We start from the raw sequence: 26611 nt of genomic DNA on the forward strand, positions 1-26611 counted from the left end.
CGTCACATCCCTCAATTGCCCAGGAAATGCTTGCGGTAGCGAGGCGGCAGGTCGTCGATGCGCATGAGCATCGGCAGGTCGGCGGTGTTGAAGTCCGGGTCCCAGGCCGGTGCGCCCAGCACCTTGGCGCCCAGGCGCAAGTAGCCCTTGATCAGCGCAGGCGGCTCGACGACCAGGTCGCCGTTCAGTCGCTCGACCGGCAGCGGCAACCGCGGCTGCACCTGGTACTGGATCGGCGCCATGTGCGTGGTCGAGAGCTGGCGCCAGATGCTGGCCGCCGCGTCGCCGCCGTTCACGCCGTTATGCTGCATCGGGATGCTGGCGCAGCCGATCATCGTGTCGAGCCGGTTGCGGTGCATGAAGCCGGCCAGCGCACCCCACAGCGCCAGGATGACGCCGCCCTGGCGGTGGTCGCGGTGCACGCAGCTGCGGCCGAGTTCCACCATGCGCTCGCGCAGGTCGCGCAGGCGGGTCAGGTCGAATTCGGTGTCGCTGTAGGTGCTGCCGATGCGGCGGGCCTGGGCGGGCGTCAGCACGCGGTAGGTGCCGATCACCTGGCCGGTTTCTTCCTCACGCACCAGCAGGTGCTCGCAGAAGTCGTCGAACAGGTCGATGTCGTGGCCTTCGAGCGTGGTGGTCAGGCGCGCGCCCATCTCACCGGCGAACACCTCGTAGCGCAGGCGCTGCGCCGCGCGCACGTCGTCCTGGTGGCGGGCCCAGCTCACGGTGATGCCCTGCCCCGCCGGCTTCGGCGCTTCCACCGCGACCGGTGCTGCGGGCACCGGGGCCGGCAGCCGGGTCGACGGGGGTGCCCGCCAGAAAGCCGGGCGTGCGCCCAGTTGGGACAGCGGAAACATCGGATTGGGCAGTTCTTGCATGGGGACCCTTCTTCGTTCGGGCGAGTCTCCAGGCCGCAAGTGAAAGTGCCGTGTCTCTCCGATGGCAGTTACGTGACGGTGGCCAGAGGTTGTCTAATGCCGTTCATTCCGACAGGAGTTGCCATGGCCGACGAAGTGAGAGTGGAAGTCGAGACCCGACGCCACCAGATGTTCCCCGTGCTCTCGCACGCCGATATCGACCGGATGCGCCGCTTCGGCACGGTCCAGCGCTACGCGCAGGGAGACTGCATGTTCAGGGCCGGCGAGCCGGGGCTGGGCATGTTCGTGCTGCTCGAAGGCTACGTGGAGATCACCCAGCGCGACGGGCTCGGCCACATCGTGCCGATCGGGCGGCAGGGGCCCGGGCAGTTCATGGCGGAGATCGCGCAGCTTTCGGGGCGGCCGTCGCTGGTCGACGGCCATGCGGACACCGACGTCGAGGCGCTGCTGATTCCGCCCGAGCAGTTGCGCGCACTGATCATCGCCGAGGCCGACCTGGGCGAGCGCCTGGTGCGGGCGCTGATCCTGCGGCGTGTGGCGTTGATCGAATCCGGCGCCAGCGGCCCGGTGCTCATCGGCCCGCCCGACACGGCCGATGTGCGGCGCCTGCAGAACTTCCTCACCCGCAACGGCCACCCGTACCAGGTGGTCGATTCGACCCAGGAGGCCGACGCCGCCGCGCTGCTCGAGCAGTACGGCGAGGCGACGCTGCTGGTGGCCTGCCCCAACGGCTCCGTGCTGATGAACCCGAGCGAAGACGCCCTGGCCCGCTGCCTTGGCATGATCGACAGCGTGGCGCACGACGACCTGTTCGACGTGGTGGTCGTCGGTGCCGGCCCGGCCGGGCTGGCCACGGCCGTGTATGCCGCGTCCGAGGGACTGCGCGTCATCGTCCTCGACTGCCGCTCCTACGGCGGCCAGGCCGGTGCCAGCGCGCGCATCGAGAACTACCTGGGCTTCCCCACCGGCATCTCGGGCGGCGCACTGGCCGGCCGGGCCTACGTGCAGGCACAGAAGTTCGGCGTCGAGATGCTGATCCCGACGGAGGTCGCCTCGCTCGACTGCAGCGGCGCGGCCAAGGGCGAGATGTCGATCCAGCTGGCCGACGGCCGGCGCCTGCGCGGGCGCACCATCGTGATCGCCAGCGGTGCGCGCTACCGCCGGCCCGACGTGCCGCGCCTGCGCGAGTTCGAGGGACGCGGCATCTGGTACTGGGCGTCGGCCCTGGAGGCGCGCACCTGCGCCAAGCAGGAAGTGGCGCTGGTCGGCGGCGGCAACTCGGCCGGCCAGGCGGCGGTGTTCCTGTCGCAGCAGGCCGCCAAGGTCAACGTGCTGGTGCGCGGGCCGTCGCTGGCGGCCAGCATGTCGCGCTACCTCATCGACCGCATCGAGGCCACGCCCAACATCGAGCTGCACCCCTACACCGAACTGGTGACCCTGCGCGGCGACCCGCTCACCACCGGTCTGGAAGGCGCCACCTGGCGCCACCGCCGCACCAAGGAGGAGTACGACTGCCCGGCGCGCAACATCTTCCTGTTCGTCGGCGCCGAACCCGAGACCGGCTGGCTGGCCGGCTGCGAGGTGGCGACCGACCGCAACGGCTTCGTGCTGACCGGCGCGGCCGCCAGCGGCGGTTTCCCGGCGCGGCCGGCCGCCCCGCTCGAATCGAGCGTGCCTGGCGTCTTCGCGGTGGGCGACGTGCGTTCGGGCTCGGTCAAGCGCGTGGGCGGCGCGATCGGCGAAGGCGCCGCAGTGGTCGCGCAGATCCACCAGCACCTCGCCGCCACCAACGCGGCCAGCCTGAGCGGCGCCTGAACCGCGCCTGGAGGGGGCCAACCGGCGCGGCCCCTGCGAAAAAAGAGGGCCGCGTATATGCTGGCGGCCCCCTTCCATCGCCGGTAACAACGACATGCCCCAAGCACCGATCGACGTCTATTCCTGGCCCACGCCCAACGGCCACAAGGTCCACATCATGTTGGAGGAATGCGGCCTCCCCTACGTGGCCCACCCGGTCAACATCGGCAAGGGCGACCAGTTCGCGCCCGACTTCCTGGCGATCAGCCCCAACAACAAGATCCCGGCCATCGTCGACCCCGAGGGGCCGGACGGCCAGCCGATCTCGCTCTTCGAATCCGGCGCCATCCTCGTCTACCTGGCCGGCAAGACCGGCCGCTTCATGCCCGAGGGCGACCGCGCCCGCTACGACGTGCTGCAGTGGCTGATGTTCCAGATGGGCGGCGTCGGCCCGATGCTGGGGCAGGCGCATCACTTTCGCCTCTACGCGCCCGAGAAGCTCCCCTATGCCATCGAGCGTTACACCAACGAGGCCAAGCGCCTCTACGGCGTGATCGACAAGCGCCTGTCGCAGAGCGCCTTCATCGCCGGGCCGGACTATTCCATCGCCGACATCGCCATCTTCCCGTGGCTGCGCAGCTGGGAGAACCAGGGCATCGTGCTGACCGAGTACCCGCACCTCAAGCATTGGTTCGACGGCATCGCCGCGCGGCCGGCGGTGCAACGTGGCGTGAAGGTGCTGGCGGACCTGCGAAAACCCCTCACCGGCGACAAGGAGCGGGACATTCTTTTCGGTAAATCGCAGTACGCGAAGCGCTGAGCAACCGCGCTTCGCGAATCGACCTCGAAACTCAGGCTAGAATCGAGGGCTTGTCGGGGCGTAGCGCAGCCTGGTAGCGCATCTGCTTTGGGAGCAGAGGGTCGTGAGTTCGAATCCCACCGCCCCGACCATTGGAAAAGTGAAAGCCGGTGAAGACTGCAAGGTCCTCACCGGCTTTTCGCTTTCATGCCCGACCCAGGGCATGCGTGGCAAAATCCGCGCCGCAGCGACGACGCGCCAAGCGCCTTTCGACCTGCACCTGCTGCCCGTAGCTCAGTTGGATAGAGCACCTGCCTTCTAAGCAGGTTGTCGGGGGTTCGATCCCCTCCGGGCAGGCCATCAGACGGCACAGCAACCGAGTTGCCGAGTGCGTTGTGACTTGTCAGCTCCGCTCCCGCGACGTGAACTTCTTCGCCCCCGCCGAGTAAGCCCCCGAAGCGAAGTTCGTCGCATGCCCCTGGCGCGCCGCGTCGCACGCCTTCTCGAACAGCTCGTCGCCCATTTCCTTCCACCACCCTTTGGTGATGGCGACCGACGTTTCCGACCAGCCGGCCATCAGTGCGCAGCATTCGGCCACGCGCGTGTCCAGCGCATCGTCCTCGACCACTTCGTGCACCAGCCCCAAGGCGAGCGATTGCTCGGCGGACGCGATCTCGGCCAGCAGCACCAGGCGCTTCGTGGCGGCCTCGCCGATGATGGGCCAGAGCAGTGCGCTGCCGACGATCGCGGCGGAGCCGACCTTGAATTCGGTCATGCCGAAGCGTGCCTGGGTCGATGCGATGCGCAAGTCCGACAGCAGCGCGATCTGCAGCCCTGCCCCGGCCGCCACGCCGTTGATGCGGGCGATGACCGGCTTCTTGAGCGCGCGGAAGATGCGGTACAGGTCCAGGTAGCTCTCGATGCGTGCGGCCGAGCCGGCTGCGTCCATGGCGGCGCTTTCGTACTGGTCCTGCCCGGCGCAGAAGGCCTTGCCGCGGCCGGTGATGACGATGACGCGCACCGCGTCATCCGCGTCCGCCTCGAGCAAGGCCGCGCGGAACAGCTTGCGTTGCTCGGCATTGAAGGCGTTCATGGCCTCCGGCCGGTCCATCGTGATCAGGGCGCTGGCCCCTTCGACGTGGAGGGTGACGCAGGGTGGCGTGGCGGTCGGTTCGGTCATGGCTTGTCTCTCGTTCATGGGAAGGGTCAGCGGTTGGCCGCCTTGATGGGCTGCACGACGCGCTCCCATTTCGTCGACTCGGTCTGCAGCAGCTCGCGCGACTGCGCCGGGGTGCTGTGCACGATCTGCACGCCGAGTTGCGCGAAGCGGCGCTGGGTCGCTTCGTCGTTGAGCGCGTCGTTGAGCGCCTTGTTCAACTGCACGACGACAGCATCGGGCGTGTCCTTCGGCGCGAGGATGGCGTAGACGGACGACGCGACGAACTGCGGCAGGCCCTGCTCCGCGAACGTCGGCACGTCGGGCAGCACGGCCAGCCGCAGGGCGCTGGCGACGCCCACCGCCTGGGCGCGGCCGCTAGCGAGATTGGTCAGCGCGGTCGGCGACGTGGTCACCATGATCTGGATCTGGTCCGAGAACAGGTCGGCCATGGCCGGCGCGGAGCCCCGGTACGGGACATGGAGCAGATCGACGCCGGCCTGCTGCTTGAACCACTCGGTGACGATGTGTTCCGTCGACCCATTGCCCGACGAACCGTAGGCGAGCTTGCCCGGGTTCTTGCGGGCCGCCGCACCCAGATCCGCATACGACGTGATGCCGCTCTGCTTGGACACCAGCATCACCAGCGGCAGTTCGCCGACGGTGGCGACCGGCTTGAAGTCCTTGGCGATCTCGAAGCCCGAGACCTCCGGCCCGACCATCTTCTCGGACATCACATAGGACGTGGTCGGCGCCATGAGCAAGGTGTACCCGTCGGGCGCCGCGCGTTTCACGAACTGCGCAGCGATGGCGCCGGCGGCGCCTGTCCTGTTGTCGACGGTGACCGAGGTCTTCAACTGCACCGAGACGCTCTGTGCGATGGCCCGCCCGACGACGTCCACCCCACCGCCGGCGGAGAAGCCGACGATCAGGTTGACGGGCTTGTCGGGAAAGGCCGCATGGGCGCCCGCGCACAGCACGAGAACCGCCGCGCCGGCCGCAGCCGCTCGACACCACGAAACCAGGTTGGCTCGAATCATGTTCTTCCTATCGAATGAAAAAACGGGACAGCGACTGGATGATCGGTCAGTCAGGCGTCTTCAGCGCTTGGCCACGCGGAAATCCGTGTGGGCGGCATCCCAGACACCCACCACATCGCGTGAGAGTTCCTTCTTCTGAATCCGCTGCGTGGGGGTCTTCGGAAACGCATCGACGAATTCGACATAGCGCGGAATCTGGAAGTACGGCAAGCGCAGGCTCGACCAGCGGATCAGCTCCAGCGGCTCGACGCGCACGCCATCGCGCACACGCACGATCAGCTTCAGTTCGTCTTCGCCCAGGTCGCTGGGCACGCCGACCAGCGCGACCTCGGCGATGGCTTCATGTTCGGCGAAAACGCTTTCCACGTCCCACGCGGAGATGTTGATGCCCCGGCGGCGCAGCATGTCCTTCTTGCGTCCGGCGTAGAAGAGGTTGCCGTCGGCGTCGGCATGCGCCAGGTCGCCGGTCAGGAAGAGATCGCCGCGCCGGGCGGCGGCGTCCGCCGCGAGGTTCTTGAAGTAGCCCAGGAAGCCCAGTCGCGCGTCGCGCGCGCGCACCGCGATCTCGCCCTTGTCGCCGGCGTGCACCGGTGCGCCCTCGTCGTCGATCAGCGTCACCTCGTAGTACGACAGCGGCTTGCCGATGGAGCCCGGCGTGCCGTCGACATTCCCCGTGACGAAGGTGATCAGTTCCGAGAGGCCGTAGCCCTCGCGCATGGTGACGCCGAAGCGCTCGGCGAACGCCTGCCAGATGTGCGAGGGGCAGCCACCGCCCCAGGCGATGCGCACGCCGTGCGCTCGGTCGTCGGCGCGCGCGGGTTGCTTCAACAGCATGGGCAGCACGCTGCCGAGGTAGTGGATGTGCGTGGCCTGGTGATGCCGGGCCTCGTCCCAGAAGCGCGATGCGCTGAAGCGTTCCAGCATCGCCAGCTGAAAGCGGCCGATCAGCGCCGCGATGGCGACGGCCACGCCGGAGCCATGGTGCAAGGCTTCCCAGAACAGGAACACGTCGCCCGGCCCGGCTTCGGTGAGGCGAAGCACGGCCATCGGCCCGGCACGCAGATGGCGGTCGCTCTTGAGCACCCCCTTCGGCGCACCCGTGGTGCCGGAGCTCGGCGTCAGCGCGACGATGTCGTCCGCGGCAACGTCCAACGGCGCCGTGTCCTCGACACATGCCGCATAGGCATCGAACTCGCCATCCACACCGTTGCGCCGGATGAGCGGGGGCAAAGGCGCCCCCAGGCCTGCGAGCGCGGCTTCGTACGCGCAGTCGACCACCAGTGCCTTCGGCGCAAGTTCGGTCAGCAGGTGCACGAGCGGCGCGCCGATCAGATGCACGTTGATCGGCACCCGCACCATGCCCAGCTGCGCCAGCGCGAAGATCACGTAGAGGTGCTCGGGGTGGCTCGGCAGCATGACGGCGACGCGGTCGCCCCGCGCCAGCCCATGGGCCTTGAGCAGGGTGGCGACCTGGTCGACCCGGCGCTTGAGCAGGCGGAAGGTGATGCACTCGTCACGGAACGTGCAGTAGGTGTCGTCCGGGTGCAGACGCGCGCGCCGCGCCAGCAGCGCGCCGATGGTCTCGTCGCCGACGTCGTTCATCGAGACCTGTGCCAGAAGACCATCTTGCAGCGACATTCCACATCCAGTGAGAAGTGACACATAAATTGCGATGCAATTTTATGAATTGAATAACAATTTACGAAGCTTCTGGCTTTGTCATGTCTTTGTCAAGATGCCCCGCGTACGTGCTTGTGCGTACAGGGCCGACGCGCACGCCAGCGCGCGCACGGATGCGGGCAAGGAGCGGGAGACGCTCAGATCGACGCTTGGCGCGCCGTCTGTTCGAGCAGGGGAAGAATCGCCTTGCGCGCCTTGGCCAGGTCGAAGCGGGTGCGCACGGTCGAGACATTGATGGCCGCGACGATGCGCCCGGCGTCGGTCACCGGCACGGACACGGAGATGCCGTCCTCGGCAAAATTCTTCTCGGTGAGCGAGTGCCCATCTTTCGCTGCTTTGCGGAAGATGGCGACGACTTCCGCTTCGCTGCGCGAGCCGAAGCGTGCGCGGACCTCGGGGGCGAGGGCTTCGTACATCGCGACCAGTTGCGAGGCCGGCGCCTGCGAGAGCAGCACCTGGCCCGATGACGACGTCAGCGCGGGAAACCGGCTGCCGACCGGCAGGTTGACCGCGGTGACGTGAGCGCCGGCGAAGTTCTGCAGGACCACCACGTCGGCGCCATCCAGCTCGACCCAGGACACCGTTTCCAGCGTCTGTGCGGCGAGCGCCTGGAGCAAGGGATAGGCGAGGTCCATCTGCGAGCGATGGCGGTGGATGCCACGCACCAGGCCGAGCAGTTTCAGCGCGGGAACGTAGCGCTTGGACTCCGCATCCTTGTTGAGATAGCCGAGCTGGTGCAGCGTGTAGACATAGCGCTGCGCCGCGCTGCGTCCCATCTCCGTGCTGTCGGCGATGTCGCCGATCGACAGCGGCGCTGCATGCTCGTTGAACAGCTCGAGCACGCGCATGCCCTTTTCCAGCGAGGCGATGAACAGCCGTGGATCGGGTTCGTTCTGGCTATCGGGCTGTGTCGAGGACGCCATGTGTCGGGGCAATGTGGAATTCCTGAGGGGCGTCCGCGGGGCGTCAAGAGGGTTGGCGCGCGGAGTTTATCGCGTCGAGCCCCGCGCGGATGCGCCGACGCTCGGCCGCCTCCAGCGGATCACCAGCTTGCGCAGTTCGCTGTACCAGACCACCACGCTCGCCATCGCGGCGCACAACAGCCACTGGTCGAGCGCGAGCGGTGCGGTGCCGAACGCGAGATTGAGGAACCCGAGGTGGACGACCGCCACCTGCAGTGCCACCGACAGCACGATGGCCGCCCAGAGCCAGCGGTTGACGAACAGGTGCGAGAAGGCACTCCGGCGGTCCGAACGCGCGTTGAAGCAGTTGAACAACTGCGCCAGCACCAGCGCCGTGAAGCCGGCCGTACGGGCCGTGGCCAGGTCGTGGTGGCCGTCGATCATGCCGCCCGGCAGGAAGATGTCGATGGTCAGCAGGGTCGTCAGCGCCATCACCAGACCCACCTGGATCACGCCCGACCACATGCGCGCGTCGATCACGCGCTCGCTGCGGCCGCGCGGGCTGCGGGCCATCACGTCGTCCGTCGGTGGGTCGACGCCCATGGCCAGCGCAGGTCCGGAGTCGGTGACGAGGTTGATCCAGAGGATCTGCGTCGCGAGCAGCGGCAGCACCACGGCCCCCTCCGTGCCGACCAGCCCCAGCATGCCGGCGCCGACCACGCCCAGGAACACGGTGAGCACCTCCCCCATGTTGGACGACAGCAGGTAGCGCAGGGACTTGCGGATGCTGTCGAAGATACCGCGCCCTTCGCGCACGGCCGCGACGATGGTGGCGAAGTTGTCGTCCACCAGGATCATCCGCGCCGCTTCGCGCGTCACCTCGGTGCCGGTCACGCCCATGGCGACGCCGATGTCCGCCGCCTTCAACGCCGGTGCATCGTTGACGCCGTCGCCGGTCATGGCGACGACGCTGCCGTCGGCCTGCAGCGCCGCGACGATGCGCAGCTTGTGCGCGGGCGCCACCCGCGCGAAGACGGCGGTGAGGCGCACGGCCTCTGCAAAGGCGGCAGCGTCCAGCCTGTCGAGTTCCAGCCCGGTGAGGGCCGTCGCGCCGGGCGCCACGATGCCCAGGTCCGCCGCGATGCGGGCCGCGGTGCGCGGATGGTCGCCGGTGATCATGATCACCCGGATGCCGGCGCGCTGCGCATCGCGGATCGCCACGGCCGCTTCCGCGCGGGGCGGATCGATGATGCCCACCGTGCCGACGAAGACCAGCTCGCGTTCGAGCCCGCTGAGCCCATCGAGTGCATCCATCGCCGACGCCTGCTCCTGCGCCGTCAGGGGCCGATAGGCGACGGCCAGCGTGCGCAGGGCCGCGTCGGACAGCGCGTCGACATCGGCCACGATCCGCGCGCGCATCGCCGTGTCGAGCGCGATGACGTCCAGGCCCACGCGCACCCGGGCGCAACGGGCCAGCAGCACGTCGGGCGCGCCCTTGGTGATGAGCACGGCCTGGTCGCCGTGGTCATGATCGCGCTCGATCGTCGACATCATCTTGCGCTCGGAGGTGAAGGGGATTTCGGCAATGCGCTCGAAGCGCTGCACCCGGCGCGCGGTGAGCCCCATCTTTCGTTCGGCCACGAGAAACGCCGCTTCGGTCGGGTCACCATGGATCGCCCAGGCGCCGTCCGCGTCCTGATGCAACTGCGCATCGCCGGCCAGGCTGCCGCCGGCGAGCACCACGGTCTGCTCGTCGCGCAGCGGCCCGGCCTGCAGTTCGGCACCCTCGTGCTCCACCTGCCCCGTCGGCGCATAGCCCGCGCCGGTGATGCGGGTGCTGCCCGAGGCGGTCACGACGCGTTCGATCGTCATTTCCGCGCGCGTCAGCGTGCCGGTCTTGTCGGTACAAATCACCGATGCGGCACCCAGCGTTTCGACCGACGACAGGTTCTTGACGATGGCGTTGTGCTTCGCCATGCGCTGCACCCCCATGGCCAGCACCACCGACAGGATCGCCGGCAAGCCTTCGGGCACCGCCGCCACCGCGAGCGACACGCCGAGCAGCAGCACGGCGACCACGTCGGCCGCCGTGCGAATGTCGGAGATCAGCAGGATCGTCGCCACCACCACCGCGGCGATCACCACCACCGCGATGCCCAGCATGCGCCCGATGCGTGCCACCTCGACGCTGAGCGGTGTCGGCGCTTCGACGGTGGCGTCCAGCATCCCGGCGATGGCGCCCAGCTCGGTGCGCATGCCGGTGGCGGTGACGATGGCACGGCCGGTGCCCTGCGCAATGGCCGTGCCCTTGAACACCATGTCGAGCCGGTCGCCGAGCGCGGCGGGTGCCGGCAGCGTCGTCGCATCCTTCAGCACGGCCTCGCTCTCGCCCGTCAGCGAGGCCTCGAGCACCCGCAACGACGACGCTTGCAGCAGCCGGGCGTCGGCCCCGACGGCATCGCCTTCGCCCAGCACCAGCAGGTCACCCGGTACCAGCTCGGCGCTCGGAACGCGCCGCGCATGGCCGTCGCGCACGACGGCCGAAGTGACCGCCGTCATGCGGGCCAACGCGGCCACCGCGTTTGCCGCCTTGGCCTGCTGGACGAAGCCGAGCACACCGTTGAGCACCACCACCGCCGCGATCACCAGCGCATCCAGCGGCCAACCGGCGAAGCCCTCGATCGCCCAGGCGCCGAGCGCGATGCCGATGGCGGCCAGCAGCAGGTAGACCAACGGATCCTGAAACTGCGCCAGAAGACGCCGCCATGTCGCCACGGCGGCCGCACCGCGCAACTCGTTGCGGCCGTGCGCGACCAAACGCCGCGTGGCCTCCTGCGAGGTCAGCCCGCGTTCGGCATCGGTCGCGAGCGCCTGCAGCACCTGGCCCGCCGCCTGCACGGACGGGTCGCCGAGTTCAGGGGCTTTCGGCACATCCGTCATTCGCTGGTCAGCACCGCGGCGACGGGGCGCCGCAAGGAGCGCGGCATCTCGCGGCCCCGGCCGAAGCGCACCACGAGATCCGGGCGCTCCGCGCCCAATCCCAAGTCGCGCGCCAGCTGCGGCCGCATGCTGGCGACCTCCACCGGCTGATTGAGGAAGGCATTGCGGATGCCGAGCGCCGTCGCCTGCAACGCGAATCGCTGGTAACAGCGGCCCACCTCCACCCAGTGCGCCTTGTCGTTCCCGGCGGAGGCGAACACGGCGATGCCAGCCGAACTGCGAACCTGCTTCGCATATTTGTCGTTCTCGGTCTTCGCGGTGAAGAAACCGGAGAAGAGCCGTTCGCCGAGCCATCGCGGCACCGACGGATTGCCGGATGCACCCGTGAACAAGCCGTCGCCCGTGCGGACCGCCTCCGCATCGCCGAACCGTATCCAATGCTTGAGTTCTTCGACGAAGGCCGGGTCGTCCATCTGGACGGTGTTGGCCGCGACGACATGGGCCAGCGTCTTCTCCATCGCGGCCCTGTCGTCGAGGATCAGCAACCGGACGCCGCTGCCGGTGCCGGCCCGCTCGAGCAGCTTGAGTTCTGCGGTCGACACCGGCTGGCCGTCGAATTCGGCGCGCGTGCATTGCCGCTCGAAGATCGCATCGAACAGCTCGGAGGCCACCGCCCGGGTCGGCTCGAGCCGCACCCTCACCGCGCTGCCGGCCGAGGCATCGACGACGGCCTCGGCCTTCAGCCCGTGCGCCAGCGCCGCCTGCACCAGGTTTTCCGTGGCGCACCCGAGCGACACGAACAGATGGTGGTCGTCCGGATCGACCGCCGGACATCGGCGCGACAGATCCGGAATCACGTCGACGCTCTGCTCCTGCAGCGCGAACTTCCAGCACTGGGTGTTGTGGCTCGACGGCGCCAGCGTGGCACAGCGCACCAGTTCCTCGAGCAGCGGCACGCGGCCGGTGGCCACGGGCGCATCCGGCCGCCAGGTACGTTGAACCGCCTCGGTGTAGCTCCGGTCTCCGGCGCCCAGGGAGCATCCGTTCAGCAGCAGGGGCGGGGTCATCGCGCTTGCGCAGCGCGTCGCGAAATGCCTTCGGTTCAGGTGTGTCATATCCCGTCTTCGCGCGATGGTTCTGCCGGCTCCGCGAGCGCCTGCAGAAGCCTGAGCTGCTCCTGTTGCATGACCAGCAGCGCCGTCCACTGGGTCTCCCGCAGTACGTCGATCTTCTCGTGGAGCAACATGATCTCCAGCTCCGCCTTGAGATTGACCTCGTAGTCGTGCGCCGCCGTGAGACGGTCTTTCTCCGACTGGCGGTTCTGGGACATCAGGATGACCGGCGCCTGGATCGCCGCCAGCATCGACAGGAACAGGTTGAGCAGGATGTACGGATATGGATCGAAGGTGTTGCCCTGGTGGAACAGCAACACGGCATTGATCCCCACCCACACCAGCATGCCGCCCACGAACAGACCGACGAAGACCCAGGAGCCGCCGAACGACGCGACCGTGTCGGCTGCGCGCTGCCCGAACGATGCGGCGCCCTCCAGATCCCGGGCAAGGTTGCGCGCGATGTGCTTGCGCTCAGTCACATGGCGCGCCACACGCTGGGTGGGCTCGTCGAGCCCCTCGTAGGGCGTGCCCAGGAGTCTGGAAACGTTGTCGTGGGTCTTGGGCATGGGGTCTCGCCAGCGAAGCCCGTCAGACGGTCTGCGACACGAGCGCAAAACTCATCGCCCATTCGCCTCTGCGATCGGTGCCGCTGCGCGCTTCGGAGGGGCCGCACCGAGGCGCGCCAACGCTCACGGCGCCAGCGTGGCTGGATCTGGAATGCGGGTTCATGCGTGGGCTCCTTGGGAAGGGGCCGCCAAGCACTGCCCCGATTTCCATGATGCGCGCATGTCCGATGACCGACCCTGCGCTGGCGCAAGTGCGGCTCTCACAGTTGCGAGCTCCGCATTGCCTGTATGGTGCATCGGATGAACCCCTCGTCACTCCTGGCCGCGGCACGCGAGCGCGTCGCAGCGCTCCAGGCTTCGCTCACAGACGCCGACGGCGTGCCGGCGACGCTGATCGAAACGCACATCTCGTGGCTGCTGCTGGGCAGGTCGACGGCCTACAAACTGAAAAAGCCCTTGCGGCTGCCATTCCTGGACTGCACGACGCTGGCCGCGCGGCGCCGGTTCTGCGACGAGGAATTGCGGCTGAACCGGCGGCTGGCGCCCTCGCTCTACCTCGACGTGGTGGAAGTCTGCGACAACGGACAGGGCGCCACGTTCGGCGGCCCCGGCACGGTGCTCGATGTCGCAGTCCACATGCGCCGGTTCCCGGATGGCGCCTTGTGGCGCGACATGCTGAGGGCCGGCACGCTGGCGCCGCACCATGTCGACGCGATGGCGCAGACGCTGGCAGCTTTCCACCGAACCGCCGCGGTGGCACCCGCGAGCAGCGCGTTCGGGTCTGCCGCCGCCCACGCGCAGGTGGTGCAGGGCCTGGGCGAGACGGTCGAGGCGCCGGCACTGCGCGCCTGGATGGCCGGGCAGTTGCAGGCGCTGGGGCCCTGGTGGGCCGCGCGTCAACGCGAAGGCCATGTCCGCGAATGCCACGGAGACCTGCACCTGGGCAATGTGCTGCAGCTCGAAGGCCAGGCCACCGCCTTCGACGGGATCGAGTTCGACCCGGCGCTGCGCTGGATCGACGTGGTCGACGACATCGCCTTTCTCGCCATGGACCTGCTGGCGAACAACCGCCGCACGCTCGCGTTCCGCTTCATCAACGCCTGCTTGTCCGCCAGCGGCGACTACGGCGCCCTCCCCGGCCTGCGCTTTGCCATGGTGTGCCGCGCGCTGGTGCGCGCGCAGGTGAGCACCCTCGCCGAGCGGCAGGGCGTGCAGGCGGTCGGCGGCTGCGATGCGTCCGCCTACCGGGCACTCGCAGAAGCGCTGTCGACCGCCGACGATGCGCGCCTGGCCATCACCCACGGGCTACCGGGCTCGGGCAAGAGCTTCGTCTCGCAAGGCGTGCTCGAAGCAGCCGGCGCCATTTGCGTGCGCTCCGACGTCGAGCGCAAGCGCCTGTTCGGGCTCCAGGCGCGAGCATCGTCCCGTGAGCGTGTGCCCGGCGGCATCTACGATGCGGCCACGACACACCGCACCTACGCGCGCCTGCAGCAGGTCGCCGACATCGCCCTGCGCGCCGGCTGGCGGGTGATCGTCGATGCGGCCTTCCTGCGCCACGCGGAGAGGGCCTCGTTCGCCGGACTGGCGGCCGCGACGGGGGTGCCGTTTTCCGTGCTCGATTGCCGCGCCGCGCTGCCGGTGCTGCAGCAACGAATCGAAGCGCGACAGGCCGGCGGCGCGGACGCGTCGGAGGCCGATCTGGCCGTGATGGAAAAGCTGGCCGGAGCCGATGAAGCGCTCAGCGAATCCGAGCGTGCGGCCGCGATCGTCGCCGATGCTGCAGCACCCGTGTCACCGCAGGCCATCGCCGCGCAGTGGCTCGCGGCGACCTGACAACGCTCAGCCTTCCAAGCTCTCAGGCCGGCGTGCCCGCGCCGCCCATCTGGTCGTACTTGACGAAGTGCTTGCGCGCCAACGCCACCAGCGCCTTCTCGCTCGGGTGATCCACGACCTCGTAGCCCGTGATTCGCGCGGCCGTCGGCGGACGATGCTTCTCGACGTAGTGGCGGAAGTCGGCCAGGCCGGTGTGCCCGCCGGCCATGAGCACCTCGGCAATGCCTTCGAGCGCGTCGCACACCTCGGCGAAGAATTCATGTTCCGACCGCACGGCGCTGCCATGCTGGCGCGTGTAGTGCGCATGCGCATGGATCTTCTGCTCCACCGTGTGTTCGGCGTCGAACTGCACCACCTGGGCGGACTGGTGGTCGACAAAAGCGACTGCGTGAAAGAGGGACATTGCTGACTTTCTAGGAAGAGCGGAAGGGGTTGGGTCTCGGCTGTACGGAACAGGGGACGCGTGACAGGGCCGATCTTGCGGGCGCGTGGCGCCCTCCCGTTGACGCAGATCAACTCCGCAGCAGAGGCGAGGCGAACGCGTCCGGTCGGTGCCGTTCGCCCCTGCTGCCGACATCCGGCACCACCGATTCGCATTTCGTCGCATCGTGCTGTCGCCGCTGGTGCCCCCCGGGCACAGTCGCGTCCGTTCCCATCGCTTCCTCACCCACCCTTCCGTTCAGGAGTCCCTCATGCTGATCCAGATCCTTGCCGGCACGCCCCTCTGGGTGTTCGCCCTCTTCGCCCTGCTGCTGTGGCTGGGTGGCAGGCAGCTGCTGTCGCATCGCCTGAGTCTCTCGCGCGCCATCTCGATGCCTGTCGCCATGACCGCACTGTCGATCTACGGCGTGCTGTCGGTCTTCAGCCGCCAGCCGATCGCCGTTCTCGGCTGGGCCGCGGCCGCGCTCGTGGCCGGATTCCTCGTGCTGCGGCGTCCGCTGCCCGACACCACGCGCTACGACGCCGCCGCGCGCCGCTTCCAGCTCTCCGGCACCGCCGTGCCCCTGGCGCTGATGATGGCCATCTTCTTCACCAAGTACGCCGTGTCGGTGCAGGTGGCGATGCACCCGTCGCTGTCGAACGACCGGGTCTTCGCGCTGTGCATCGGTGTCTTGTACGGCGCGTTCAGCGGCATCTTCGCAGCGCGGGGCCTGCGGCTGTGGAGGCTGGCCCGGCGCGACGGCCAGAGCGCCTCCACCGCCGGGCTGGTTTGAGCAACGACCTGCATCGCCGGTCCATGCCACCGGGCCGCGTTCTTCCGTAAGAATCACCCTGTCAGAAAGTCCTCGCCATGCGCCACCGCTCAAGCTCCTTCTCCAATGATCCCGAGCACCTCGCCCGCCGACGGGCCGGCGCCAAGATGGGCTGGTACATCCATGCCGCCGTCTACCTGCTCGTGAACCTCGGCCTGGTCGTCCTGTCCATGGGCCAGGGCCGCAGTTGGGCGGCCTACCCGCTGCTGGGCTGGGGGCTCGGCCTGCTGGTGCACGGCTTCGTGGTCTTCGCCGCCATCCCCGGCGGCGGCTTCTACGAACGGCTGCTGGCGCGCGAACGCCGCGCGCTGCAGCAGAAAGACCCGTGGTGACACCCGAGGGCCCCGAGCCCGGCACCGCCCGCTACGCGCTGCAGCACCTGCTGCGGCATTCGGTCACCAATGCCGTGCTCTGCAGCGTCATCGCGCTGGCGCTGGCCGTGTCGGGGCCGCGCGACTGGGACGTGCAGTTCGTCTACTCGATGGCGATCGGCTTCGTGACGCTGTTCACAGTCCATGCCGGCTGGTGGCTCGTCGACCGGGGCCGCAGCAGCTTCTGGCAGCGGCGCGGCATGGCCGCCTCGCTCCTGCTGGCGGGGTCCGCCAACGGCTTCATCGTGGGCACCGCCGTCGGCGACGCCTACAGCGGCCAGTCGACCTGGGATCTGCTGCGCTTGGCGCCCGGGCGCTTCACATCGATCGCGCTCATCTCGCTGTTCGCCTCCATCGTCATCGCCTACTACTACTTCAGCCGGGGCCGGGCGAAGTCGCTCGAAGCGCAGATCGCCGCCGCACAGCGCGATGCCGCCGAGGCGCGCCTGAAGCTGCTCGAGACGCAGCTCGAGCCGCACATGCTCTTCAACACGCTGGCCAACCTGCGCGCGCTGATCACGCTCGACCCGCCGCGCGCCGTGACCATGCTCGACCGGCTCAACAGCTACCTGCGGGTGACGCTCGCGGGCTCGCGGGCGGTGTCGCATCCGCTGTCGGCCGAATTCGCCCGCCTGTCCGACTACCTGGAACTCATGGCGGTGCGCATGGGCCCGCGCCTGCGCTACACGCTCGACCTGCCCGATGAGCTCTGCGACCTGCCGGTGCCGCCGCTGCTGCTGCAGCCGCTGGTGGAAAACGGCATCCGCCACGGCCTCGAGCCGAAGGTCGAAGGGGGCGAGATCACGGTGCGCGCGCGTCGCACGGGCGGTCGCATCACGCTCGAGGTGTGCGACACCGGTGTGGGGATCGACGCCGACGCCCCGCCCCCTTCGAACGACGGCTTCGGACTGATGCAGGTCCGGGAGCGCCTGGCCACCGTGCATGGCGAGAGCGCCGCCCTGCGGATGACCCCCTTGCGCGGCGGCGGCACCTGCGCCAGCATTTCATTCCCGGTGCCCCCATGAAGCCCACTGCTCTCATCGCCGAGGACGAGCCGCTGTTGGCGCAGGCGCTGCAGGCAGAACTCGCCCTCGCCTGGCCCGACCTGCAGGTGATCGCCAACGTCGGCGATGGCCGCAGTGCCGTGCGGGAGAGCCTGCGCCTGCTGCCGCAGGTACTCTTCTTCGACGTGCGCATGCCGGGCCTCGACGGCCTGGCCGCCGCGGCCGAACTGGCCGATGCCTGGCCGACCGATGAAGCGCCGCTGCCGCAGCTGGTGTTCGTCACGGCCTACGACGAATACGCGGCGCGTGCCTTCGACGCCCAGGCCATCGACTACGTGCTCAAGCCGGTGCAGCCCGATCGCCTGAAACGCACGGTGGTGCGGCTGCAGAAGGCGCTGGCGCTGCGCCGCTCGGCCGCGCTGCCGAGCGAGGACATCCTGGCCAGCACGCTGGCGCAGTGGCGCAAGCTGCTGAACGTGGCCGGTGGCCCGTCCGCCGGGCCGACCAGCGTACCGCTGAAATTCATCGCAGCGAGCGGTGCCGGCACGTCCGGCGCCACGGTGCACATGGTCTCGATCGACGACGTGCAGGTCTTCGAGGCCGCCGACAAGTACGTGCGCGTGCTCACCGCGACCGACGAGTTCCTCATCCGCACGCCCCTCAGGCAGTTGCTGCCGCAACTCGATGCCGGCGTGTTCTGGCAAGTGCACCGGGCGGTGCTCGTGCGCAGCGATGCGATCGAATCGGTGCACCGCGACGAAGCCGGCAAGCTGTCGCTGACGCTGCGCGGGCGCCGCGAGACGATCCCCGTCAGCCGGCTCTACGCCCACCTGTTCCGCGCCATGTGAGCGCCGGGCACGGCGCCCCCTTCAGTTTCCGCACCCGGCGCCGATAAGCCTGATGAGCCCTTCGGCAGTGGCCGGCGCTCGAGCGCCGGCCATGGCATCGCGGGCGGTTTATCAATGCAGCCATGCGGGTATCGATGTGATGGAAACAAATTCAATGTTCGGCGCTGGCGGCGCGCCTGCCTTCAGCCCCTTCACGATGGCGTTCCAGCCGATCGTGGACGTGGTGCGTCACGAGGTCTTCGCCCACGAGGCGTTGGTGCGGTCGCCGAGCACCTCCTGCGTGGCCGCTCTCTTCGGCGATCTGCTGCCCGCGCAACGCTATGCCTTCGACCAGGCTTGCCGGGGCAAGGCGATCGCGCTGGCCGGCTCGCTCGGCATGGAGTCGCGCCTGAGCCTCAACATGCTGCCCAATGCGCTGGCGCGACCGGAGGACTATGCGTCGCAAACGGTGCTGGCCGCCGAGCGCAACAACTTTCCCATCGATCGCCTGATGTTCGAGGTGACCGAAGGCGAGCAGATCGCCAACGTGCCGCACCTCACCGACGTGCTGCGCGCCTACAAGCCGCGTGGCCTCACGTCGGCCATCGACGACTTCGGCGCGGGCTTCGCCGGCATCGAACTGCTCGCGATGTTCCAGCCGGACGTGGTGAAGATCGACATGCACCTGGTGCGCGACATCCACACCGACCGCGTGCGCCGCACCATCGTGCGCGGGCTGGTGGGCATCTGCAGCGAACTCGGCATCCGTGTCGTGGCCGAGGGCGTGGAAACGCGCGACGAACTGCAGGTGCTGCGCGGCTTCGGGGTCGAGCTGTTCCAGGGCTACCTGTTCGCCCGCCCGCAGGTCGAGGCGCTGCCGGTCATCGACTGGCGCGCCCTCTGAGTCCTCAGTCTTCCTTCAACTCGTCCTTCAGGCGCGCGCGCAGGCGGCTGATCGCCTGGCTGTGCAACTGGCACACGCGCGACTGGCTCACTTCGAGGATGGCGCCGATCTCGCGCAGGTTCAGCTCCTCCTCGTAGTAGAGGTTCAGCAGCAGCTGGTCGCGCTCGGGCAGCGTGGAGATCGCGTCGATCAGCTGGTGGCGGAAGCCGCTTTCCAGCAGTTGCGCCAGCGGGTCGTTGCTGCCGCCGCGATCGTGGCTCGCCGCCTGCGCATGCATGTCGATGAACGGGTTCTCGGCCTCGCCCTTGGCGAAGTCCTCGACGTAGAGCAGCTGACAGCCCTGCACGTCCTGCAGCAGCGACTGGTAGTCGTGCAGCTCCATCTTCATTTCCTTGGCGATCTCGCCTTCGGTCGGCGGACGCCCGAGCACGTGCTCCAGCTTGTGGATCGCCTTCTCGACGGCGCGCGCCGACTGGCGCAGCCCGCGCGAGCCCCAGTCGCTGGCACGCAGTTCGTCGAGCATGGCGCCGCGGATGCGCTGGCTCACGAAGGTCTCGAACTGGGCACCCTTGCCCTCCTCGAAGCGGCTCGATGCATCGAGCAGGCCGATCATGCCGGCCTGGATCAGGTCGTCGAGTTCGACGCTGGCCGGCAGCTTGGCCAGCATCTGCAGCGCGATGCGCCTCACCAACGGCTGGTGCTGTGCCAGCAGATGGGACTTTTCAATGGTTCCCTGTGCGGTGTACACGCGTTCCCTTTCGATGGGGGTTCAAAAACTGCTGCCCTGGAAGGCAGCGGCGGGATGGGAAGCGGCATGCGCCGCGTCGATGGCGCCGTCGACGATGCGATGGCCCTGTTCGGCCGCGCGCGATCGCAGCACCTTGGAGCGCCACGGCGAGCGCCACAACTCGTCGGCGATGCGGCGGAAGTCGACGGCGGCGGGACTGGTCCCGTAGGCCTCGACCACGGTCTGGTACAGGCGACGGGCGTCGGCCTGGTGCGGGTCGGCGCGCACCAGCCCGCCGTCCTGCAGCGAGACTGCCAGGTGCCGGCTGCCGGTGTGGACCAGGTTGGTCAGCATCTGCTGGGCCGAGTCGGCATCGCGCACGCCGTTGAAGATCAGCCGCGCCTGCTTCAGCGCATGGGCGTAGTGCAGCCGCTTGATGCCGGCGTAGGCGGCGGTCACGGCGCTCGGCGTGGGCTGGAGCACCAGCACCAGTTCGTCGGCCATCTGCGCCAGGGGCAGCAACCGGCCCTCATCGTCGATCGCGGCGTCGATCAGGATCGCGCCGCCCTGGTAGAACTCGCGCGGGTCGGACGTGGCCACCGCCGGGTCGGGCGGGGCCGGCAGCACATGCACGCCGGAGCCGCTGGCCACCGCCGCGCCGGCACAGCGCAGGCGGTGCTGGGCCACGTCGGTCCAGGTGCCCAGCGCATCGATCGCCCACTGTGCGCAAACCGAGCCCGCGCGCGCCGCATGCTGGTCGAGCAGCAGCACGTTCTTGCCCTGGAGCACCAGTGCGGCGGCGATGTTCATCGCGGTCGTCGTGGCCCCGGCACCCCGCGCCATGCTGGCCACGGCGATCACCCGCGTCGGCGCCGGCGCCAAGAGGCGCCTCAATCCGTCAGCCTGGTCTGCGACCTGCTTGCTCATGCCCGTGTCCTCATCCCAGTCATCCCAGCTGTTCCAGCGGCTTCGACGTCTGCGTCGGTGCCGTGGATTCCGTTCCCAGCGCTTCGAGCAGCAGGAACAACTTGCCCATGCCCGCGTACAGGGCGTTGCCCGTCAGCGGGCGGCTGGCACGCGCCGGGCGGCCACTCAACTGATGGAGCAGCATGCGTGTGCGATCGGCCCATTCACCGTCGGCACGCAACAGGCGCCACACGGTGGTCGTCATCTGCCCGGCGATCAGCACCCGCTTCATCATGTGCGGGTCGCCCAGTTCGCCCAGGCCGCCGACGAGCTGCACGCCCTGGCGGATCAGGCGGAAGCAGGGTTCGTTCTCGTTGGCCCAGGCCTGCCACTGCGCCAGCTGCGAGCCGGTCACTTCGCTGCCGAGGTTCGACAACGCATAGTTCTGCTGCAGCAGCTTGCCGCTGCGGGCATCGACGATGCGCGTGACCACGCAGCGCAGCGTCGGCATGTCGGCGCGGGCCAGACCGGCGGCCGCGGCGGCGGCGTTGAAGCGCAGCAGCACCGCGCACTCGGCTTCGGACTGCAGCGCCGAACGACCGCCGAACTGCACCGTGCGGGGTTCGGCGAAACGATGCTCGAGCCGCGCGAGCGTGCGGCCGGCACCGGTCCCGGTGTCGGTCACGGCCGTGGAGGCGACGGCGCGCGCCAGCCAGCGCTGGCCCTGCGCCTGCCACTGCAGCATCGTCTCGGCCGTGGGCAGCTTGGTGAGCACATGCACCAGCGACTTGCCGAAGTCCTGCTGGCGCAGCCACTGCACCTGACGCAGGCCGGGCCGGCGCACGGCGTCGGCACTGGCGGTCGACAGCCAGCCGTTCGGCGCGGCCAGCGGCTGGCCGGTGCGGTCGGACAGCAGCAGGCTGGTATGGCATTCGTAGGCGTCGTCGCCTTCGGAGCGCAGGCCCACCTGGCTGCTCAGCGCCAGCACATGGCCACGGCAACCAGCGGCGACTTCGCTGCGGGCGTGCACCAGCAGGTCGTCCATCACGGTGCGCTGGGCCGCGCCTTCGTCGCCGGCCTGGCGCCACAGGCCCCGGGCCCGTTCGAAGCCGATCTGCGCGCCGCCCAGCGCGCCGGCGGCGGTCGCGAGTTCCTGCGCGTCGTGCGCCATGGCGCGAATGAGGTTGTGGTACTGCGAGCGCAGGCGGTCGGCTTCGGCCTGGGCCTGCACGGTCTGGGCCGACGGTGCACCCGACTCCTCGTGGCTCTCCACTTCCGGCGGCACGAACAGCGGGCTGTGGCGGCGCGGCTGGAACACGCTGTCGATCAGCTGTGCGCGGTCGGCCGGCATCAGGTTCTCCGGCACCTTCTGGCCGCAGGAGATGTAGTGCACCGGCAGGCGGTGACGGATGACCGTGTCGATCAGCGCGCCCGGGTGCGTGGCTTCGTCGACCTTGGTGAAGATGCAGCCGGCCAGCTCGTTGCCGCCGTTGCCGTTGCGGTAGGCATGCACCACTTCGTTGAGCGTGTCGCCATGGCTGGTGGCGTTGAGCAGCAGCAGGCGCTTCACCGGCCGGTGGCTGGTGCACAGCATCGCGATCTGGTCGGACACGGCGCGGTCGCGCTGGCTCATGCCCACGGTGTCGATCAGCACCAGGTGCTTGTCGCGCAGGTCCTGCAGCACCAGGTGGAGGTCGGCGCTGTCCTTGACGGCATACACCGGCACGTCGAGGATCTGGCCGTAGATGCGCAGCTGCTCATAGGCGCCGATCCGGTAGCTGTCGGTGGTGACCAGCGCCACCTTGTCGGCGCCGAAGCGCATGACGCAGCGCGAGGCCAGCTTGGCGGTGGTGGTGGTCTTGCCCACACCCGTCGGCCCCATCAGCGCATAGACGCCGCCCTGGCGGAACAGCGCGTCTTCGTCTTCATGCACCGGCACCGCACGGATCAGCTCGGCGCGCGCGTAGGCCATGCCCTCGGCATAGCTCTGGCCGGACGGCATCTTCTCGAGCATGGCCCGCGACAGCCGTGCCGAGAAACCGGCGCCGAGCAGCGTGCGCAGCACGCGACCGCGCACCGGGTCGCGGCGCTGCTTGTCGTTCCAGACCACGCTGGCGAGCTGCTCTTCGAGCATGCCGCGCATCGAATGCAGTTCGTTGAGCACGCTCTCGTCGGCCGGGGCTGCGGCGGGGGCGACGGCCACGGGTGCAACCGGGGCCACCGGTGCCGCCACGGCGACGGGCGCCATCACGGCAACGGGTGTCACCGGCGCCGCCATCGCGCGCAGCGGCTGCGGTGCGGGTGTCGGGACGGCCATCGGCGCGACATGGACCGGCATCGCGGCAGGCGCGGGGAGCGAGACCTGCGCGACGGCGGCGCTCACGTCGCCCTCCGCCATCGCGACGATCTCCACGCCATCGGCGGAAGCGCGGTTGGTCAGCACGATGGCCTCGGCGCCGAGGGCCTCGCGAACGAGTCGCAGGGCCTCGCGGCTGGTGGCGGCGACAAATTTGCGGGCAGTGGTACGCACGTCGTGGGTCATGGTCAAACTCTTCCTCCAAGGGTGGCGGTGATCTTGATGTTGCGGCTGTCAGGGATCTCCGAATGGGAGAGCACCTTGAGTTGGGGCAGGCTGCGCCGCAGGAAACGGGCGAGCAGCACGCGCAGGCTGTGCTGCACCACGAGCACCGGGGCCAGCCCCATCTGCTCCTGGCGCGCGATGGCGGCCTGCGCCTGGCGCAGGAGGTTGTCGGCCAGGCCGGGTTCGATGCCGCTGTTGCTGCTCATCGCCTGCTGCAGCACGCCGTCGAGCGAGCCGTCCAGTCCGATGACCTGCACTTCCGAGTCGCCCGGGAAGAGCTGCTGCACGATCGCGCGGCCCAGGGCCAGGCGCACGAGCGAGGTAAGTTCGGTCGCGTCCTTGACGGACGGCGCGTGTTCGGCCATCACGTCGAGGATGGTGCGCATGTCGCGGATCGAGACCTCTTCTTCCAGCAGGTTCTGCAGCACCTTGTGCAGCGTGCTGAGCGACAGCACCTTGGGCACCAGGTCCTCGGTGAGCTTGGGTTCGGTCTTGCTGATCTGGTCGAGCAGCTGCTGCACTTCCTGGCGGCCGAGCAGGTCGGCCGCGTGCGTCTGGATCAGGTGGTTCAGGTGCGTGGCCATCACGGTGCACGCATCGACCACCGTGTAGCCCAGGATCTGCGCCTGCTGGCGCAGGCTGCCGTCGATCCACACCGCCGGGAGGCCGAAGGCCGGGTCCTGCGTCGGGGTGCCGGCCAGCGTGCCCGAGACCTGGCCCGGGTTGATCGCCATCCACTGGTTCGGGAAGGCTTCGCCGCGGCCGATCTCCACGCCCTTCAGGCTCACGACGTAGCTGTTGGGCTTGATCTCGAGGTTGTCGCGGATGTGCACCACCGGCACCAGGAAGCCGATGTCCTGGGCGATCTTCTTGCGGATGCTCTTGATGCGCCCGAGCAACTCGCCCTTTTGCGACTGGTCGACCAGCGGGATCAGGCGGTAGCCCACTTCCATGCCCAGCGGGTCGACCAGCGCGACGTCGTCCCAGGTGGCTTCGGCCGTGTCGGGGTTCTGCGTCTGCACGGCGGCGGCCTGTTCGGCGGCCACCTGCTCGGGCGTGGGAACGGCTGCCTTGCGCTGAAGGCCCTTGCGCCCCATCCAGACCAGCCCGCCCGCGATCAACAGGAAGGCCAGGTTCGGCATGCCCGGGATCATGCCCAGCAGGCCGACGATGCCGGCCGTGAGGAACATCACGTTCGGGTTGGAGAACAACTGGCCCGTGAGCTGGCTGCCCACGTCTTCGTCGGTCGCGACGCGCGAGACGATCACGCCGGCCGCGGTCGAGATGACCAGTGCCGGGATCTGCGCCACCAGGCCGTCGCCGATGGCCAGCAGCGTGTAGGTGGTCGATGCCGTCTGGAAGTCCAGGCCGTGCTGCAGCATGCCGACGAACAGCCCGCCGATGATGTTGATGATCATGATCAGCAGGCCGGCGATGGCGTCGCCGCGCACGAACTTGCTGGCACCGTCCATGGAGCCGTAGAAGTCGGCTTCCTGCGCCACTTCGGCGCGGCGCTTGCGTGCCACGTCTTCGCCGATCAGGCCGGCGTTGAGGTCGGCGTCGATCGCCATCTGCTTGCCGGGCATGGCGTCCAGCGCGAAACGTGCGCCGACTTCCGCGATCCGGCCCGCCCCCTTGGTGATCACCATGAAGTTGATGAGCACCAGGATGATGAACACCATCACGCCCACGGCGAAGTTGCCGCCCACCAGGAAGTGGCCGAAGGCCTCGATCACCTTGCCGGCCGCATCGGGGCCGGTATGGCCGTGCATCAGCACGACCCGGGTGGACGCGACGTTCAACGACAGGCGCAGCAGCGTGGAGAACAGCAGCACGGCCGGGAAGGCCGCGAAGTCGAGCGGCTTCATGGTGTACATGCTCACCAGCAGCACCATGATCGACACGGCGATGTTGAAGGTGAACAGCAGGTCCAGCAGGAACGGCGGCAGCGGCAGCACCATCATGCTCAGGATGAGCACGATCAGGATGGGCCCGGTCAGCCCCTTGAACTGTTTTGCATCGAGCATGCCCTTGGGCATGCGCAGCAGTCCGGCGAGTGAATTCATGCGGCGCTCACGTTGTATTGAAGCTCGGAGGGAACAGGCAGGTCGGTCGGCGTGCGCGGCGCATCACCGCCCTCGTCCTTCCAGCGCTTGAGCTGGTAGACCCAGGCCAGCACTTCGGCGACCGCCGTGTAAAGGCCTGCGGGAATCTCGTCGCCCAGGCGGGTGTGCTTGAAGAGCGCACGGGTCAGTGGCGGCGCCTCGAGCACGGCCACGTTGTGTTCCTTGGCCAGCTCGCGGATGCGCTGCGCCACCAGGTCGCTGCCCTTGGCCACGACACGCGGCGCACGCATGTCGCCATCGCGGTACTTCAGCGCCACCGCGAAGTGCGACGGGTTGGTCACCACGATGTCGGCCTTGGGCACCTCGGCCATCATCCGGCGCTTGGCGACCTGCTGCTGCATGCGGCGGATGTTCGCCTTCACATGCGGGTCGCCTTCGCTTTCCTTGTGCTCCTGGCGCAGATCCTCGCGCGACATGCGCAGCTTCTTGGCGTGGCTCCAGAGCTGGTAGGGCACGTCGATCATCGCGACGATGACCAGCGTGGCGGCGATCACGGCGCAATCGACCACGATCATGCGGATGGCGTGCGGCAGCGCGCGATTCGCCGGCTCGCCCATCAGCGCCACCATGTCGCCGACGTGGCCCGAGATGACCCACCAGGCCACGACGCCGACCAGCAGCGACTTGGCCAGCGCCTTGGTCAGCTCGGCCAGCGACTGGGTCGAGAACATGCGGCCGATGCCGGCCAGGGGGTTGAGCTTGCCGAAATTGGGCGCGATGGCCTTCGTCGAGAAGAGCCAGCCGCCCAGAATGATCGGGCCGACCAGCGCCGCAAGCATCATCATCCCGAAGAACGGAGCGATGGCCAGGAGCGCCTCCAGCACCATCGACCCGGCCTGGGTCAGCATGTGGGAGGCATCGAAGGCCGACTTGCGGTCGAATTGCAGGCCGTGCTGCAGTGCACCGCCGAAGGTGGTGCCGAGCGAGCCGGAGGTGAGCCAGAGCCCGGCGATGCCCGCCCCCAGGATCACCAGGGTCACGAGCTCGCGGGAGCGGGCGACATCGCCATCCTCACGCGCCTTTTCCAGGCGCCGCGGGGAGGCTTCTTCCGTCTTCTCGAGATCGCTTTCCTCAGACATTCTTGCTCCGGACCGGCATGCGCGAATCGCGCCTTGCACATGACTGAATTATTGAATTCAGTCGTCCGAAACAATCGGTCGATCAAGCCCCCGAACCCCCCGCTTCTCGCACAATGGGCCGCCCGAAAAC

22 protein-coding genes and 2 tRNA genes are annotated in these 26611 nt (G+C 68.7%); 10 read left to right on the forward strand and 14 right to left on the reverse strand.

Features of this window, described 5'->3' with window-relative positions; all coding sequences use genetic code 11:
- Positions 1-11 precede the first annotated feature (11 nt).
- The gene (locus ACSFA2_RS21440; protein ID WP_435457346.1) at positions 12-878 is read right to left on the reverse strand and encodes a GNAT family N-acetyltransferase; all 867 of its coding nucleotides are present in this window, start codon (positions 876-878) and stop codon (positions 12-14) included.
- A gap of 123 nt (positions 879-1001) precedes the next feature.
- Here ACSFA2_RS21440 and ACSFA2_RS21445 point away from each other — a divergent pair, with 123 nt between their 5' ends.
- The 4 genes from ACSFA2_RS21445 (at position 1002) to ACSFA2_RS21460 (ending at position 3831) form a co-directional block, all read left to right on the forward strand.
- The gene (locus ACSFA2_RS21445) at positions 1002-2693 is read left to right on the forward strand and encodes an FAD-dependent oxidoreductase (protein WP_435457347.1); all 1692 of its coding nucleotides are present in this window, start codon (positions 1002-1004) and stop codon (positions 2691-2693) included.
- A 94-nt stretch (positions 2694-2787) separates the two neighbouring features.
- The gene (locus tag ACSFA2_RS21450; RefSeq protein ID WP_435457348.1) at positions 2788-3492 is read left to right on the forward strand and encodes a glutathione binding-like protein; all 705 of its coding nucleotides are present in this window, start codon (positions 2788-2790) and stop codon (positions 3490-3492) included.
- A 54-nt stretch (positions 3493-3546) separates the two neighbouring features.
- Positions 3547-3623: transfer RNA gene (locus ACSFA2_RS21455), tRNA-Pro, on the forward strand.
- 131 nt (positions 3624-3754) lie between these two features.
- Positions 3755-3831, forward strand: a tRNA-Arg gene (locus ACSFA2_RS21460).
- Between the two features lie 43 nt (positions 3832-3874).
- On the opposite strand, the gene ACSFA2_RS21465 is transcribed toward ACSFA2_RS21460, so the two are convergent.
- The 7 genes from ACSFA2_RS21465 to ACSFA2_RS21495 form a co-directional block, all read right to left on the reverse strand.
- Positions 3875-4651: an enoyl-CoA hydratase/isomerase family protein gene (locus ACSFA2_RS21465; RefSeq protein ID WP_435457349.1), complete on the reverse strand. Its 777-nt coding sequence runs from the start codon at positions 4649-4651 to the stop codon at positions 3875-3877.
- A 26-nt stretch (positions 4652-4677) separates the two neighbouring features.
- Positions 4678-5667 (reverse strand): Bug family tripartite tricarboxylate transporter substrate binding protein, encoded by a 990-nt coding sequence (locus ACSFA2_RS21470; RefSeq protein ID WP_435457350.1) that lies wholly within the window; start codon positions 5665-5667, stop codon positions 4678-4680.
- Between the two features lie 60 nt (positions 5668-5727).
- Entirely contained in the window at positions 5728-7305 is a 1578-nt protein-coding gene (locus ACSFA2_RS21475; RefSeq protein ID WP_435457351.1) for an AMP-binding protein, read from the reverse strand.
- Between the two features lie 179 nt (positions 7306-7484).
- Entirely contained in the window at positions 7485-8270 is a 786-nt protein-coding gene (locus tag ACSFA2_RS21480; RefSeq protein WP_435457352.1) for an IclR family transcriptional regulator, read from the reverse strand.
- Positions 8271-8336: 66 nt separating this feature from the next.
- A complete protein-coding gene (locus tag ACSFA2_RS21485) occupies positions 8337-11189 on the reverse strand; it encodes a cation-translocating P-type ATPase (protein ID WP_435457353.1) in 2853 nt (950 codons plus the stop codon).
- Complete coding sequence (locus tag ACSFA2_RS21490; RefSeq protein ID WP_435457354.1) at positions 11186-12304, reverse strand: Acg family FMN-binding oxidoreductase; 1119 nt, start codon at positions 12302-12304, stop codon at positions 11186-11188. Before ACSFA2_RS21490 ends, ACSFA2_RS21485 begins: the two co-directional genes overlap by 4 nt.
- Positions 12301-12870 (reverse strand): DUF1003 domain-containing protein, encoded by a 570-nt coding sequence (locus ACSFA2_RS21495; RefSeq protein WP_435457355.1) that lies wholly within the window; start codon positions 12868-12870, stop codon positions 12301-12303. Before ACSFA2_RS21495 ends, ACSFA2_RS21490 begins: the two co-directional genes overlap by 4 nt.
- A gap of 300 nt (positions 12871-13170) precedes the next feature.
- Here ACSFA2_RS21495 and ACSFA2_RS21500 point away from each other — a divergent pair, with 300 nt between their 5' ends.
- Positions 13171-14703 carry a bifunctional aminoglycoside phosphotransferase/ATP-binding protein gene (locus ACSFA2_RS21500; RefSeq protein ID WP_435457356.1) on the forward strand — a complete coding sequence of 511 codons (1533 nt, stop codon included), beginning with the start codon at positions 13171-13173 and terminating at the stop codon, positions 14701-14703.
- A 22-nt stretch (positions 14704-14725) separates the two neighbouring features.
- On the opposite strand, the gene ACSFA2_RS21505 is transcribed toward ACSFA2_RS21500, so the two are convergent.
- Complete coding sequence (locus ACSFA2_RS21505) at positions 14726-15106, reverse strand: hypothetical protein (protein WP_435457357.1); 381 nt, start codon at positions 15104-15106, stop codon at positions 14726-14728.
- Positions 15107-15326: 220 nt separating this feature from the next.
- Between ACSFA2_RS21505 and ACSFA2_RS21510 the strand changes: the two genes are divergently transcribed.
- The 5 genes from ACSFA2_RS21510 (at position 15327) to ACSFA2_RS21530 (ending at position 19062) form a co-directional block, all read left to right on the forward strand.
- Positions 15327-15917 carry a DUF6622 family protein gene (locus ACSFA2_RS21510; protein WP_435457404.1) on the forward strand — a complete coding sequence of 197 codons (591 nt, stop codon included), beginning with the start codon at positions 15327-15329 and terminating at the stop codon, positions 15915-15917.
- 77 nt (positions 15918-15994) lie between these two features.
- Complete coding sequence (locus ACSFA2_RS21515; protein WP_435457358.1) at positions 15995-16288, forward strand: 2TM domain-containing protein; 294 nt, start codon at positions 15995-15997, stop codon at positions 16286-16288.
- Positions 16282-17352, forward strand: coding sequence for a sensor histidine kinase (locus tag ACSFA2_RS21520; protein ID WP_435457359.1), 1071 nt, complete (start codon positions 16282-16284; stop codon positions 17350-17352). Before ACSFA2_RS21515 ends, ACSFA2_RS21520 begins: the two co-directional genes overlap by 7 nt.
- Positions 17349-18179: a LytR/AlgR family response regulator transcription factor gene (locus tag ACSFA2_RS21525; protein ID WP_435457360.1), complete on the forward strand. Its 831-nt coding sequence runs from the start codon at positions 17349-17351 to the stop codon at positions 18177-18179. The genes ACSFA2_RS21520 and ACSFA2_RS21525 overlap by 4 nt, the downstream gene beginning before the upstream one ends.
- A gap of 139 nt (positions 18180-18318) precedes the next feature.
- The gene (locus ACSFA2_RS21530; RefSeq protein WP_435457361.1) at positions 18319-19062 is read left to right on the forward strand and encodes an EAL domain-containing protein; all 744 of its coding nucleotides are present in this window, start codon (positions 18319-18321) and stop codon (positions 19060-19062) included.
- A gap of 4 nt (positions 19063-19066) precedes the next feature.
- Here the strand turns inward: ACSFA2_RS21530 and ACSFA2_RS21535 are convergent, their stop codons facing one another.
- The 5 genes from ACSFA2_RS21535 to flhB are packed head-to-tail and all read right to left on the reverse strand — an operon-like array spanning position 19067 to position 26481.
- Complete coding sequence (locus tag ACSFA2_RS21535; protein WP_435457362.1) at positions 19067-19810, reverse strand: RNA polymerase sigma factor FliA; 744 nt, start codon at positions 19808-19810, stop codon at positions 19067-19069.
- A gap of 21 nt (positions 19811-19831) precedes the next feature.
- Positions 19832-20716: a MinD/ParA family ATP-binding protein gene (locus ACSFA2_RS21540; protein ID WP_435457363.1), complete on the reverse strand. Its 885-nt coding sequence runs from the start codon at positions 20714-20716 to the stop codon at positions 19832-19834.
- A 19-nt stretch (positions 20717-20735) separates the two neighbouring features.
- Positions 20736-23237: a flagellar biosynthesis GTPase FlhF gene (flhF, locus tag ACSFA2_RS21545; RefSeq protein WP_435457364.1), complete on the reverse strand. Its 2502-nt coding sequence runs from the start codon at positions 23235-23237 to the stop codon at positions 20736-20738.
- Between the two features lie 2 nt (positions 23238-23239).
- A complete protein-coding gene (gene flhA, locus ACSFA2_RS21550) occupies positions 23240-25342 on the reverse strand; it encodes a flagellar biosynthesis protein FlhA (protein WP_435457365.1) in 2103 nt (700 codons plus the stop codon).
- Positions 25339-26481 (reverse strand): flagellar biosynthesis protein FlhB, encoded by a 1143-nt coding sequence (gene flhB / locus ACSFA2_RS21555; protein ID WP_435457366.1) that lies wholly within the window; start codon positions 26479-26481, stop codon positions 25339-25341. The genes flhA and flhB overlap by 4 nt, the downstream gene beginning before the upstream one ends.
- Positions 26482-26611 lie beyond the last annotated feature (130 nt).

The sequence above is a fragment of the Variovorax cryoconiti genome, assembly GCF_051216395.1.
Classification (GTDB): Bacteria; Pseudomonadota; Gammaproteobacteria; order Burkholderiales; family Burkholderiaceae_C; genus Variovorax.

Excerpts from the sequence above, each read along its gene's own strand:
- ACSFA2_RS21440 (WP_435457346.1), bottom strand. The coding sequence starts at position 878 with ATGCAAGAACTGCCCAATCCGATGTTTCCGCTGTCCCAACTGGGCGCA.
- ACSFA2_RS21445 (WP_435457347.1), top strand. The coding sequence starts at position 1,002 with ATGGCCGACGAAGTGAGAGTGGAAGTCGAGACCCGACGCCACCAGATG.
- ACSFA2_RS21450 (WP_435457348.1), top strand. The coding sequence starts at position 2,788 with ATGCCCCAAGCACCGATCGACGTCTATTCCTGGCCCACGCCCAACGGC.
- ACSFA2_RS21465 (WP_435457349.1), bottom strand. The coding sequence starts at position 4,651 with ATGACCGAACCGACCGCCACGCCACCCTGCGTCACCCTCCACGTCGAA.
- ACSFA2_RS21470 (WP_435457350.1), bottom strand. The coding sequence starts at position 5,667 with ATGATTCGAGCCAACCTGGTTTCGTGGTGTCGAGCGGCTGCGGCCGGC.
- ACSFA2_RS21475 (WP_435457351.1), bottom strand. The coding sequence starts at position 7,305 with ATGTCGCTGCAAGATGGTCTTCTGGCACAGGTCTCGATGAACGACGTC.
- ACSFA2_RS21480 (WP_435457352.1), bottom strand. The coding sequence starts at position 8,270 with ATGGCGTCCTCGACACAGCCCGATAGCCAGAACGAACCCGATCCACGG.
- ACSFA2_RS21485 (WP_435457353.1), bottom strand. The coding sequence starts at position 11,189 with ATGACGGATGTGCCGAAAGCCCCTGAACTCGGCGACCCGTCCGTGCAG.
- ACSFA2_RS21490 (WP_435457354.1), bottom strand. The coding sequence starts at position 12,304 with ATGACACACCTGAACCGAAGGCATTTCGCGACGCGCTGCGCAAGCGCG.
- ACSFA2_RS21495 (WP_435457355.1), bottom strand. The coding sequence starts at position 12,870 with ATGCCCAAGACCCACGACAACGTTTCCAGACTCCTGGGCACGCCCTAC.
- ACSFA2_RS21500 (WP_435457356.1), top strand. The coding sequence starts at position 13,171 with ATGAACCCCTCGTCACTCCTGGCCGCGGCACGCGAGCGCGTCGCAGCG.
- ACSFA2_RS21505 (WP_435457357.1), bottom strand. The coding sequence starts at position 15,106 with ATGTCCCTCTTTCACGCAGTCGCTTTTGTCGACCACCAGTCCGCCCAG.
- ACSFA2_RS21515 (WP_435457358.1), top strand. The coding sequence starts at position 15,995 with ATGCGCCACCGCTCAAGCTCCTTCTCCAATGATCCCGAGCACCTCGCC.
- ACSFA2_RS21525 (WP_435457360.1), top strand. The coding sequence starts at position 17,349 with ATGAAGCCCACTGCTCTCATCGCCGAGGACGAGCCGCTGTTGGCGCAG.
- ACSFA2_RS21530 (WP_435457361.1), top strand. The coding sequence starts at position 18,319 with ATGGAAACAAATTCAATGTTCGGCGCTGGCGGCGCGCCTGCCTTCAGC.
- ACSFA2_RS21540 (WP_435457363.1), bottom strand. The coding sequence starts at position 20,716 with ATGAGCAAGCAGGTCGCAGACCAGGCTGACGGATTGAGGCGCCTCTTG.
- flhF (WP_435457364.1), bottom strand. The coding sequence starts at position 23,237 with ATGACCCACGACGTGCGTACCACTGCCCGCAAATTTGTCGCCGCCACC.
- flhA (WP_435457365.1), bottom strand. The coding sequence starts at position 25,342 with ATGAATTCACTCGCCGGACTGCTGCGCATGCCCAAGGGCATGCTCGAT.
- flhB (WP_435457366.1), bottom strand. The coding sequence starts at position 26,481 with ATGTCTGAGGAAAGCGATCTCGAGAAGACGGAAGAAGCCTCCCCGCGG.